A 12,486-nucleotide genomic window follows, 5' to 3' on the forward strand; every position below is an offset into this window, starting at 1 on the left:
GCCTACTCCTTCTCACTCATCATATTCTCAATACTGATCGGGCGGACCGGCGGTCTCATAGAAGAACATTCATTGCCTTCCGGTGCCCTTCCGAGTTCCTGATTCAATATCTGTGTGATCAGCGTCCGGCAGGTACGCCCCTGGCAGAGCCCTTTGCCGGCTCTGGTCACGCGCTTAATTCCATCCAGCGTCGTTGCGCCGTCCCGGATCGCCTGTTTGATCTCTCCGTATGTGATCTCCTCACACCGGCAAATGATTACATGATCTTCCATCTATCTGTCCTCCCTGAATCGAAATCCGCGCACGGTATCTTCTTTTCCAAGTGGCACTTTCAATGTCACTACCGTTGTGTGGTCAAAATTCTTTGCTATCATTACCTTCAAAATCTCGCCCTGACATACCGTCTGTCCTTCCCGGTCGGTTCCATCCACGATCATGCCTTTTTCCGGTAATGGTAACATTTCATACGGAAATGACACCACTCCATAATCCTGTTCCTGTCCCACTACAAAGATTGCCTGTCCGGAACATCTTGCCACACAGATGCCGCATCCCACACACAACTCCGGCTTCAGCTGCGGAATGTGATGAATTCCGCCTTCGATCACGATCGCATGATGTGGGCAGGCACTCATACAGGGATTGCATGGAATCTCTTCGCAGCACTCGATCACTGCTATTGGTCTTGATTCTTTCTTTTCCATTCTTCATATCTCCTGACTATTTCCTGATTGCCTGCGCGTCTGCCTTCGCCACCCTTACCGCTGCGAAGTGCTAACAGGCTCTCTCTGATTTCCTGCATTCTGCTCTGCTGTTCTTCTTCCGTCAGATGTCCGGTTGCTCCTGCGATACAGACGCCTGCAAGCTTGCCTTCCTCCATTGCACTGCTAGCTTCCTCAATACCCGAAGAATCTCCGGCTACATAGACATCCGGATCACTCGTCTGCATATATTCGTTATGAAGCGGGATAAATCCTCCCATTTTCGGAAGAAATGTCATCTCCACTCCTGCCATTTTCAGCAACTCGATTGAAGGTGTCAGACCGACTGCCACGCAGACCGTATCCGCATCCAACAGCTCTTCTGTTCCTTCAATGATCTGAAAATGCTCATCAACTTTGGCAATCTCTACTTTTTCCACAGAAGATTCACCAAGTACCCTTTTTACGGTATGGGAAGTCAGAATCTTCACGCCCTGACGTTTCAGCTTATTCGCATGTACGCTGTAACCATTGACTGCCGGAGCAGCCTCAATCACAGCCTCTACTTTACCGCCTGCCTGCAGGATCTGATAAGCAACAACCAGTCCCACATTACCGGAACCAATCATTACAACCTTCTGTCCCGGAAGCACATAATTGACATTCATCATCGTCTGAAATGCACCTGCGCCCATCACGCCCGGCTTGTCCCATCCGTCAAATGCCAGTGCTTTCTCAGTCGCTCCTGTCGCGATCAGCACCTTTTTTGCTTTTACGCGCACACTGTGGCCATCAATGATCACGCCCAGCTCAGCATCTGGGAAAATGCCATATACCACCGCATTCAGATGGATCTCTACGCCAGCCTCTTCACAATCTGCCAGCAATTTACTTCCAATATGGATTCCACGCACACCTGCGCCATGTCTGGAAGATCCAAAAAACTTATGTATCTGTTTAAACAGCTGACCGCCCGGCCGCTCATTTTCATCAAAAATCGCGACCTCACCGCCTGCTTTTGCAATCTCATACGCCGCAGACAGTCCCGCCGGACCTGCTCCGACGATGGCAACCTCTGTCTCTATCTCTCTTGTTATTCCCATGTTCCCAGTCCATCCTGTATCATAATCTGCATACCATCTTCTACCGGAGTCACACAGCTGCGCACATTCGGCACGCCGTTAATCGTCAGCGCACAGTCTGTACATCTTCCGATCGCACAGAAAATGCCTCTCGGTCTGTGGTATTTTGGAGTTTTCCGAAATGTCTTATATCCGGCTGCCAGAAGTGCTGCTGCCACCACTTCTCCTTTTACCGCTTCTATCGGTTCTCCATTCACATATATCGTTACCTTTTCCCGATTCTCCGGAATATCAAGAATCGGATGTCTCTCTATTCTCATGTTATCGCTCCTCGAACACGAACTCGCAGTCTGCCAGCCGCACTCTTACTTCATCCATAATTTCTTTTTCAATTTCTGCTGTCGGTGCATGGAACGTCAGCGAGAATCGTACATAATGTCCCGCATCATCCCACGGTACGACAGATATCATTTTTTCACGGATCATATACTGCGAAAAATCTTCCGCTGTCGCAAATGTCTTGCCATCTGCCATTCCTGTCGGAGCTTTTACATACAGATAGAAAGTCCCCTTGGACGGCGTTACACAGAATCCCTTTTCCGCAAGCAGCTCGCACAGGAGTTTCTGTCTTCTTTTATACACTGTATTCATCTGTTCCGTTAGTTCCGGATGTGCCAGTGCATAGCTTCCTGCCAGCTGGATTGGCTTAAACTGTCCGGCATCAAAATTATCTTTGACCGTAGCAAGTGCCGCAATAATCTTCGCATTACCCACTGCAAATCCCAGCCTCCATCCGGTCATATTGTAAGACTTGCTGAGCGAATGAATTTCCACCGCAATATCCTTTGCCCCATCAATGCTCAGAATACTGAGCGGCTTCTGACCGTCCAGACAAATTGCCGCATAAGCTGCATCCTGTACGATGATAATATGATTCTTCTTCGCAAATGCAACCAGCTTCTCAAAAAATTCTCTGGTTGCCGCCTGTCCGGTCGGATTATTTGGATAATTTACATAGATTAATTTCGCACGCTTGCAGATATTCTCCGGAATCGCATCCAGATCCGGATAGAAATCATGTTCCTCTTTTAATGGAAGTTCGTATTTCTCACCACCAAGCCACTCCGTAATCGTACCCATTACCGGATATCCCGGCACTGTGATCAGTGTCACGTCGCCCGGATTGATAAATGCCTGCGGCAGGATCGTAAGTCCCGCCTTGGATCCGATCATATGAAGGGTCTCTGTCTCGTAATCAATATCTTTTACTCCAAAGACCTGATCCATGTATTTTGCTGCAGCCTTCTTAAATTCATCAATACCATTATCCGCATAACCACGGTTCTCCCATTTAGCGGATTCTTCCGACAACACGCGAATGACATCTCCGTCTGCCATATAATCTGGCTGTCCAACGCCCAAATCAATCAGTTCCATATCCGGATGAAGCTCTGCAGCCTCGCGCTTGCTTCTTTTTATCTTCTCAAACTTATAGATTACATCTGACATTCCGAACCGGCTGCCACCAATCCGTTCTGCAAACATCTCCTGAATATAATCCATCTGCTGCCTCCCTCTTGCGCTTTGTATGTATTAACCAGAAAAGAGATTACACTAGAGGTGCAATCTCCTTCTTATTTCCTCTTGTGTGATTAATTACTGTAAGTCTTCCGGAATGATCCAGCTGTAATCAGCCTGATGTTCTTTCATATAATCCTTGAACTCGTCAGATTTGTAAGCTGCCTCAATGTCTTTTACCCACTGAGCATCCTTATCTTCCTCACGGACTGCAAGGCGGATCTCTCCATCTTTAGAAATAGACTTTTCACAGATAAATGCCTCTTTTGCATCCAGTTTTGCATTTACCAGGTTAGATCCTGTAACCAATCCGAAATCTACATCATCCAGCACAGTCGGGATCGTAGATGTATCCATCTCATTCCACTCAATATCGTAATCAGATCCTGTAATATCGTCATATCCCACTTCATCACGGCTCTTGCTGTCATCCAGTATGATCAGTCCTGCATCTGCACACAGTGCCAGAGCTCTTGGAAGGTTAGATCCATCATTCGGTACTGCAATTACAAGCTTAGCACCTTTTTCGATATCATCCAGCGATTTGTATTTGTTAGAGAACAGGTAATATGGCAGCGTCGGCAAATGCAGATCTGTCGCATATAACTTAGCTCCGTCGTAATCTGAAGAATATCCTTCATTAAATGTGTCCACATATGGTCCATGCTGCTCTACATTAAAATCAATATCTCCGTCCATGATGCCGATATCATTCTGGATAACATCATCTACATCAACTTTCTCAAATGAATATCCCTGATCTTCAAGGATCGGCATAACTGCATCTTCAAATAATGGTGTGTAAACTCCATAAGAACTTCCGTAAGTCAGTTCTTTTTTGTCTTCCGTAGCTTCCTTTTTGTCATCCTTGCTGTCTGATGAGCTGTTGCTTCCGCATCCAACTACCATTGCAGAAACTACCGTAACTGCCAACAGTGCTGAAAGAATTCTTTTTTTCATAATATTTTGTCCTCCTATTGTTCTAAATCTTGTATGCAAAATCAGTCATTAGTGGTTCCTGATTTTATCCGATAATTTGTTACCGATCGTCTGCATTACCTGTACAAATACAATCAATACGATAACCGCGAATGTCATAAGCGGTCGATTAAATCTGCGATATCCATAGCTGATAGCCAGATCACCGATACCACCTCCGCCGATAGCACCTGCCATTGCTGTAGCTCCCAGAAGACCTACAATAGCAGTTGTAGCTGACAGAATGATCGATCCCAATGATTCCGGAAACAGAAAATAACGGATAATCTGTCCATTCGTCGCTCCCATTGCCTGTGCCGCTTCGATAATTCCATGATCCACATCCAGGAATGAATTCTCAAAAAGTCTTACCATCATCGGCACAATATAAAATACCAGTGGTACAATTGCTGCCTTTGTTCCGATACGCGTTCCGACAATCATCTTAGTCAATGGTCCAATATACACCAGAAGGATAATAAATGGAATGCTTCGAACAATATTGGTAACCGTATCTAATACCGCAAATATCACACGATTCTCCATCAGACCGCCGGTTCTTGTCAAAATCAAGATCAATGCAATAATCATAGCAATCACGGCTCCGATCACAGCCGATGTTACCAGCATCTGGAGTGTCTCTGTCAGAGATTCTATAAGCTGATCACTTCCAATTCCTAAAAAATCTAACATTCGTATTCCTTCCTTTCCAGCAGTACCTGATATGGTATCATTGTCTCTGCTACTTTTTCCGCAATATCTTCCTTCGTATCTATCAATACAATCAGAATATTCAGAGTATGTTCCTGAAGCAGGCTAGTTGTCACATATGCGATCCGCACATTTTTGCCAAATGTCTTTTCCAGACTCTCTACGATTTCTACGGTCTGATTAGCTCCCCAGTACTTGATACTCCAGATCTGTGAAGTCTCCGGTGAATACTGAAGATTTTTCAGAATGCCTTCCGGTACATCCTCCTTCACAACCATATTGATAAAGTCCTTAGTAATTGCCTGCTGCGGTGCGCTGAATACATCCTGCACCTTGCCGGTCTCAATTACAGATCCTTTTTCCATAACTGCTACATGATCACAGATCTTCTCGATCACATGCATCTCATGTGTAATGATTATGATCGTAATTCCCAGATCATCATTAATCTTCTTCAGCAGATCAAGGATCGAATCCGTTGTTTTCGGATCCAGTGCGCTGGTCGCCTCATCACAGAGCAGAATCTTCGGATTCATTGCCAGTGCTCTTGCAATACCTACACGCTGCTTCTGTCCACCGGATAACTGATCCGGATAAGACTGTAATTTGTCCGACAGTTCCACAAATGCGAGCATCTCCTTTACCCGCTTATCGATCATCTGCTTATCTTCTTTGTTCAAAATTAATGGCATTGCCACATTTTCATATACCGTTTTGGAATTCAACAGATTGAACTGCTGGAATACCATACCGATCTGTTTCCGCATCGCCCGCAATTCTTTTTTATTTAATTTTCCCGGATCATTGCCATCTACTAACACCTGTCCGCTGCTTGGTTTCTCCAGACCATTGATCATACGAACCAAAGTAGACTTACCTGCTCCTGAAAATCCTACGATACCGAAAATCTCTCCATCATCAATTTGAAAACTCACATCATTCAGCGCATGAACTGAATTCTTCTTCGTAAGGAAATGTTTGGTTATATTCTTAAACTCTATCATATGTGCATCCTCTCTCTATAGCTTCATAAATAGTTTTCATATAAACCTACTTTTTTGATATGTTTTATATTCTACCATCAGATTCTTTTTGCGTGAAATTGTTTTTCTTTATAATCACTTATAGTTTCAGACTATACCAAAAGTTTCATCTAAAAGAAAAGAGACGAATCACCCTGACGGCCATTCGTCTCTTTTACTCTCATTCTGTAAACATCTATAAAATTATAAGTGTAATACTCGATCTTTGATCTCCTGGGTTCTTCCCTGATTCCAGAACTGGGTTCCGATATAACCACAGGTTCTTCTGGCTACTGCCATCTTGTTCTGATCTGTATTACCGCAGTTCGGGCATTCCCAGACCAGCTTGCCAGACTCGTCTTCCTTAATCTGGATCTCTCCGTCATAACCGCAGCACTCACAGTAATCACTCTTGGTATTCAGTTCTGCATACATGATGTTCTCATAAATAAACTTCATAACAGAAAGTACTGCCGGGATATTCTGCTGCATATCCGGTACTTCAATGTAGCTGATCGCACCTCCCGGAGACAGCTTCTGAAAATCTGCTTCAAATTTCAGTTTGTCAAATGCATTAATTTCCTCAGTTACATGAACGTGATAACTGTTCGTAATATAGTTCTTATCAGTTACACCCTTGATGATACCGAATCTCTTCTGTAAGCATTTGGCGAATTTGTATGTGGTAGACTCCATCGGAGTACCATATACTGAATAGCTGATATGCTCTGCTTCTTTCCATTCTTTACATTTATCATTCAGCTTCTGCATAACACTGACCGCAAATGCTCTTCCGTCCGGGTCTGTGTGTGACTTACCCGTCATGCGGACGCACATCTCATACAATCCGGCATATCCCAGTGAAATGGTAGAATATCCATTGTATAACAGCTTATCGATAGTCTCGCCCTTCTTCAGTCTGGACAGTGCTCCATACTGCCATAAAATCGGAGCCACATCAGAAATTGTGCCAAGCAGTCTCTCATGACGATAACGAAGTGCACGATGACACAGTTCCAGTCTCTCTTCCAGGATTGCCCAGAAACGATCCATATTCCCCTCTGCAGAACAGGCCACATCCACCAGATTGATTGTAACCACGCCCTGATTAAAACGGCCATAAAACTTGTGACTTCCATCAGGATTGCGCTGAGCATCCTCTACTGTCAGGAATGAACGGCATCCCATACAAGGATATACATTGCCCTGTTTCAGCTCCTTCATAACCTTGGCAGAAATATAATCCGGTACCATACGCTTAGCTGTACATCTTGCAGCCAGTTCTGTCAGATACCAGTACTTGGAATCTTCTGTAATATTATCTTCGTCCAGTACATAGATCAGCTTCGGGAATGCAGGTGTGATCCATACACCTTTTTCATTCTTGACGCCCTGCATTCTCTGTTTCATTACTTCTTCAATGATCATCGCAAGGTCATCTCTGGTCTTGCCTTCCGGTACTTCATCCAAATACATGAACATAGTTACAAACGGTGCCTGACCGTTACAGGTCATCAATGTGATCAACTGATACTGAATGGTCTGGATACCACTCTTAATCTCATCCTTCAGTCGGCTCTCAGTAAGCTTCTCGATAATCTTCTCATCCAGGCTTTCACCACATTCCTTGCGCTCGCGGATCACGATATTTTTCAATTTCTGACGACTGATATCCACAAACGGTGCCAGGTGTGCCAGTGTAAATGACTGTCCGCCATACTGATTACTTGCTACCTGTGCCACGATCTGTGTCGTAACATTACATGCAGTAAAGAAGCTGTGCGGCTTCTCAATCAATGTCTCACTGATAACGGTACCATTCTGAAGCATGTCCTCCAGATTGATCAGATCACAGTTGTGTTCCTTCTGTGCAAAATAATCCGAATCATGGAAATGGATCACGCCCTGCTCATGCGCCTGTACGATATCTTCCGGAAGCAAAACTCGCTTGGTCAGATCCTTGCTGACCTCCCCTGCCATATAATCACGCTGTGTAGAGTTGATCACCGGGTTTTTATTAGAATTCTCCTGGTTCACTTCCTCATTCACATGCTCGATCAACGCAAGAATTCCATTATCTGTTGTATTCGACTTACGAGCAAGTTCTCTCTTATAACGGTAACGGACATACTTCTGTGCCACTTCGTATCCACGCATCCCCATGATGCTGGTCTCTACCATATCCTGAATATCTTCCACATGAACTGCATGGCGCATCTCACTTACCTGCTGTGCGATATCATCAGCGATGGCTCGGATCTGATACTCGTTCATCTTGTAAATATTGTCAACCTCGTCATTCGCTTTATTGATCGCATTTTCAATCTTGGTAAGATCAAAATTCACCTCTTCTCCATTACGTTTGATGACCTTTGTCTTAACCTGAATATCCATGATACAATGCTCCTCCCCTTTGAATCCTTTATGTTATATCTTATGTAACGAAATACTGTTTTACGTCAATAAACACAATATCTTGTGTTGTCTTAAAGAATCTTACCACAAAATGTATAGAAAAGGAAGTCCTTATTTGGAGTTTTTAAAATTAATTTTTGCATGATTTCCTGCAAGTCTTCGCAACCCGCATATTTACTGGGGAAACTGAATTTCCATCCCCTGAAATGCTCAAAATGTGGTATTCTTAATATAATTATAGGACATACTATTTTTTATGAATATTCAGGAGGGTTTTCAAAAATGATTGAACAATTACTTTCTCAGCCGGGATTTATCTATGAGATTAATGGGAAGTATTATTTTCTTGGCAAATGGATCTGCAAGGAATGCACAGAGGTTGATGCATGCGATTGTGTGATGATGTATAATATGTGCCGCAGCTCAAACGAAAAGAACGAAACAGCCATGTATTTTCAGAAAATGCGTGCCTACAGCGATTTTGCACTGGAAATTCCATATAATCCGACTCAGATACGCTCTGATATGAAAGCTCTTCTTGACTCTCTGTCAGAATCTGCTCTCAGCAGGCTTCAGGCACAATATGACGCTTTCGCAGAGGATCTGGAGCGTTATGCATAAAGCCGGATCTAATTTCAAATGTAGCACAAGCCCTGTCTCACCAATCTATGGTCTGGCAGGGTTTGTGATGCTTGCAAGTGAGCTCTGGAAGCAGTGGACGCTGACCTATGCAATCAACGACGGACACTATATCTGGTGGTATCTGCCATTTCAGCTATGTAGTATTCCCATGTATATCTGTCTGACACTCGGCATACTCTTTCTTTTAAGCTGTTATACAGACTCATCTGCACGTCGAACTACCTACTGCCATATAAGTTCCAGACTTCAAAGCTTTCTCATGGATTTCGGACTGTTAGGAGGTATCTTCGCCTTCTTTGACACCAGCGGCATGCACTATGGATATCTCCCGCTGACGATCCATTCCTATGCATGGCATATCCTGCTAATCACCCTTGGCTTCATCAGCGGACTGGATCACCACACCGACCATACCAAAAAAGGCTTACAGTTCAGCGTATGCCTATATCTCGGCTGCTGTCTGATCGCAACAGTACTGAATCTTACGCTGTATCCTCTCGGTACCATTAATATGTTCTATATCAGTCCCCGCTATACTATGCAACAGAAAGTATTCTGCGAAATTGCAAAAGCACTGGGGAACGGCTGGGGCATCGGAAGTTATATTGCGATGTCGGTTGTTGGAGCAGGAGTATTGCATAAGGGTTGGAATTTGTTATACCGCAGACATAGCCCGGTACTATTATAAATAGTCTTTTTTATAACTTTTGTATTTATAAATGATATATTCATATGATAAAATGACAATATAAATATAACTTTGACAAATAATAGCCATTATTTTCTTGACAACTGTATAGATTCTGTGGTATAAATATTTAGTCGGTTGTAACCGATGACAACAATATAGGGGATTGGTCAAATGGTATGACAGGAGTCTCCAAAACTCTTAGCGGGAGTTCGATTCTCTCATCCCCTGTCACAAAAGACATTTATCACAGTGATAAATGTCTTTTTATTATATGCTAACAAAATTATACATCTACCAAGAGGAAAGGAACCTCTATGAACACAGCAGATTTTATCCGCAATTTATTAGAACGTTTCAAAATCGAACATACTAAGCGTGACCGTTCCGGTGTTTACGGCTTCACGCAGCGTCTGTTAGCATACAATTCCAATAAAATCGAAGGCAGCACGCTCACCGAAGAACAGACCGCCTCGCTTTTTGATACCGGTATCTTACCTAAAACTGACAATTATTACCGTGCCAAAGATGTCGAAGAAATGAATGGACATTTTTTAATGTTCAACAAAATGTTAGACATCTTAGATGCCGATCTTGATCAACAAATAATTAAAAGCTTCCATTTTGAATTGAAAAGTGGCGTATTCGAGGATCGTGCCAACGGCTATGCCATTGGTGATTACAAAAAGCGTCCAAATATGATTGGTATCCATCAGACCACTCTGCCATCGCAGGTTCCTGATGCAATGACCGAATTACTGAACTGGTATCATGCGCAAGATGTCTCTTTAAAAACACTGGCAGAATTTCATGCACGCTACGAAATCATTCATCCATTTCAAGATGGGAACGGACGTACAGGGCGTATCATTCTCTTCCGTGAATGTCTGCGTCACAATATCTCTCCATTTATTATCGAGGACGCCAATCGCCCGGAATATCTGGAAGCATTGAAAGCATATCGTCAGAATGGTACTGTAACTGCATTGACCACTCTTTTCCAGAAGGAACAGGAATTCTATTTTAATCAATGTGAATACTTTTTTGCCGAATAAAACGAAACATTACTAGTTAGCAAAAGGATACTTCCGCCACGGAAATATCCTTTTTTAGTACCTTCTACCACGTATTCTTCTGTTCGTCTGTCACCTGCATCGTATCCGCATTTACCAGATAAAAATCCACCAATTCAGTCTCGTAATTACCGTCCGGAAATACTTTTTCCAGCACCAATTCTTCGCAGGAATTACCATCTGCATCTGTCTTGGAACCATTATCGTACAGACAGTATCTCACATTTACCGTATTGCCGTCTTTTGTTTCCTGCATTTCACTGACAATAGCATAAACTTCTCCTTTTGCATTTGCTGTGTAACTGAATGCCATATTTTGAAGAGTATTCTGCTCCTGCAGATAATTATAGACTGCCAGCATTGCATTCTGAATCATCAGACCATCATGCTGTCCTTCCATCTCGTAATCTTCTACCGTATCCTCGCTCTGACTATCTTCTGTCTCTGATGAATTCCCTGTATTCGTATCCAGCGATTCTTCATTATTCTCATCAGCATCCGTTGTATCTGAAGACAACCACAAGCTATCCATACTCTGCATGACAAATGGATTATTGGTTCGGTACCTCCGCTCGCCACCGTAATCCTCCTGTACGGTTATATACGTATATTTGCTGTCATGATCTGTTACTGTCTCTATCCCATCCATTCCCAGTACTACACTCAGACTACTCATTCCAAGGATCAAAAGTGCAAATATCGCTGCAGCACCATAGATGATTATCAATGCCACTCTGCTTTTACCCGACTGCACAGCTAATTCCTGGCAATTGTGTATGTATAAACTCACAATTCCCCAGATTATAAGAACTGCCAGACCGATTCCAACAACAACGATTGATATTTCCGCGAAATGATATCTCACTTCATATCCCATATCACGGTTAATGCCATACCACAGACCATAGAAAAATGTACTATACGCAAGAATCACAGTAATGATACCAATCCGTATCGGATGCTCTTTCTTATCTGCTACCGCCTTTTTAAGCGCTTCAGCCATCTGTACTATATCTCTTTGCTCTATCCACATAGCAAGCTCTGATTCAGACGGATATGCACCTTTTACATCCGGGATACCGGCAAAACGAGTCAGATTCTCCTGTACACTATCCACATCTTCTGTCGCCTGTGCTGTTACAATCCTCAGATAATAATAGAGTTTCAACTGCACCGGATTGCATTTATCCGTACGAATATCTACAAGTTCTTCTCCTGCGCGCTCATAATTACCAAGAAGCACACTCATTCTCGCCATAACAAAAAGCATCTGATTCGCAACTGCAGGATAACGCCGATACTGCTTTTCATATAAATACTTCGCATACTCATGCCGTTCCTCCGGTGCTAACTGATAGGACTTCTTTCTGTTCTGTGCCAGCATCGCGATTCGTAGACCATAAGCCAATTCCAAAATTGCAATCAGCTGGCAGATAAATGCACCAAATCCCCAGATATCCGTTGTGCGCTCCACATAGGTCACCAGAACAACACCGAGCATTGCCGGAAGCACAATCAACCATTTCACTTTATCTGATTTCCCCATAAAAAATCCTCCTGAATTGATACCATTTTAGCACCAACTCAGGAGAATTC

Annotated in this window: 13 protein-coding genes and 1 tRNA gene; 4 read left to right on the forward strand and 10 right to left on the reverse strand. The window is 43.4% G+C overall.

Features of this window, described 5'->3' with window-relative positions:
- Positions 1-2: 2 nt before the first annotated feature.
- From DWZ93_RS11050 to nrdD, 9 genes are all read right to left on the reverse strand, one after another.
- The gene (locus DWZ93_RS11050; RefSeq protein WP_118452970.1) at positions 3-272 is read right to left on the reverse strand and encodes a (2Fe-2S)-binding protein; all 270 of its coding nucleotides are present in this window, start codon (positions 270-272) and stop codon (positions 3-5) included.
- On the reverse strand, positions 273-704 hold the full coding sequence (locus DWZ93_RS15010) for a 4Fe-4S dicluster domain-containing protein (RefSeq protein WP_118452971.1): 432 nt from the start codon (positions 702-704) through the stop codon (positions 273-275). It abuts the gene before it with no gap.
- A complete protein-coding gene (locus DWZ93_RS11060; RefSeq protein ID WP_118452972.1) occupies positions 677-1,804 on the reverse strand; it encodes an NAD(P)/FAD-dependent oxidoreductase in 1,128 nt (375 codons plus the stop codon). The genes DWZ93_RS15010 and DWZ93_RS11060 overlap by 28 nt, the downstream gene beginning before the upstream one ends.
- A complete protein-coding gene (locus tag DWZ93_RS11065; protein WP_118452973.1) occupies positions 1,795-2,103 on the reverse strand; it encodes a (2Fe-2S)-binding protein in 309 nt (102 codons plus the stop codon). The genes DWZ93_RS11060 and DWZ93_RS11065 overlap by 10 nt, the downstream gene beginning before the upstream one ends.
- 1 nt (position 2,104) lies before the next feature.
- Positions 2,105-3,346: an LL-diaminopimelate aminotransferase gene (locus DWZ93_RS11070; protein ID WP_118452974.1), complete on the reverse strand. Its 1,242-nt coding sequence runs from the start codon at positions 3,344-3,346 to the stop codon at positions 2,105-2,107.
- A 93-nt stretch (positions 3,347-3,439) separates the two neighbouring features.
- Positions 3,440-4,321 carry a MetQ/NlpA family ABC transporter substrate-binding protein gene (locus DWZ93_RS11075; RefSeq protein ID WP_118452975.1) on the reverse strand — a complete coding sequence of 294 codons (882 nt, stop codon included), beginning with the start codon at positions 4,319-4,321 and terminating at the stop codon, positions 3,440-3,442.
- 48 nt (positions 4,322-4,369) lie between these two features.
- The gene (locus tag DWZ93_RS11080; RefSeq protein WP_118452976.1) at positions 4,370-5,032 is read right to left on the reverse strand and encodes a methionine ABC transporter permease; all 663 of its coding nucleotides are present in this window, start codon (positions 5,030-5,032) and stop codon (positions 4,370-4,372) included.
- Positions 5,026-6,054, reverse strand: coding sequence for a methionine ABC transporter ATP-binding protein (locus DWZ93_RS11085; protein ID WP_118452977.1), 1,029 nt, complete (start codon positions 6,052-6,054; stop codon positions 5,026-5,028). Before DWZ93_RS11085 ends, DWZ93_RS11080 begins: the two co-directional genes overlap by 7 nt.
- A gap of 222 nt (positions 6,055-6,276) precedes the next feature.
- Positions 6,277-8,466, reverse strand: a complete 2,190-nt coding sequence (gene nrdD, locus DWZ93_RS11090) for an anaerobic ribonucleoside-triphosphate reductase (RefSeq protein WP_118452978.1) — start codon at positions 8,464-8,466, stop codon at positions 6,277-6,279.
- Between the two features lie 303 nt (positions 8,467-8,769).
- Here nrdD and DWZ93_RS11095 point away from each other — a divergent pair, with 303 nt between their 5' ends.
- From DWZ93_RS11095 to DWZ93_RS11110, 4 genes are all read left to right on the forward strand, one after another.
- On the forward strand, positions 8,770-9,108 hold the full coding sequence (locus DWZ93_RS11095; protein ID WP_118384318.1) for a hypothetical protein: 339 nt from the start codon (positions 8,770-8,772) through the stop codon (positions 9,106-9,108).
- Positions 9,101-9,817 (forward strand): TMEM164 family acyltransferase, encoded by a 717-nt coding sequence (locus DWZ93_RS11100; protein ID WP_158574312.1) that lies wholly within the window; start codon positions 9,101-9,103, stop codon positions 9,815-9,817. The genes DWZ93_RS11095 and DWZ93_RS11100 overlap by 8 nt, the downstream gene beginning before the upstream one ends.
- Positions 9,818-9,977: 160 nt before the next feature.
- Positions 9,978-10,048, forward strand: a tRNA-Trp gene (locus DWZ93_RS11105).
- A gap of 86 nt (positions 10,049-10,134) precedes the next feature.
- Positions 10,135-10,872 carry a Fic family protein gene (locus DWZ93_RS11110; protein WP_118452980.1) on the forward strand — a complete coding sequence of 246 codons (738 nt, stop codon included), beginning with the start codon at positions 10,135-10,137 and terminating at the stop codon, positions 10,870-10,872.
- 64 nt (positions 10,873-10,936) lie between these two features.
- On the opposite strand, the gene DWZ93_RS11115 is transcribed toward DWZ93_RS11110, so the two are convergent.
- Positions 10,937-12,436: a hypothetical protein gene (locus tag DWZ93_RS11115; protein ID WP_118452981.1), complete on the reverse strand. Its 1,500-nt coding sequence runs from the start codon at positions 12,434-12,436 to the stop codon at positions 10,937-10,939.
- Between the last annotated feature and the right edge of the window lie 50 nt (positions 12,437-12,486).

Origin of the sequence: Dorea sp. AF36-15AT, assembly GCF_003477705.1 — a bacterium.
Lineage (GTDB): Bacteria > Bacillota > Clostridia > Lachnospirales > Lachnospiraceae > Claveliimonas > Claveliimonas ammoniilytica.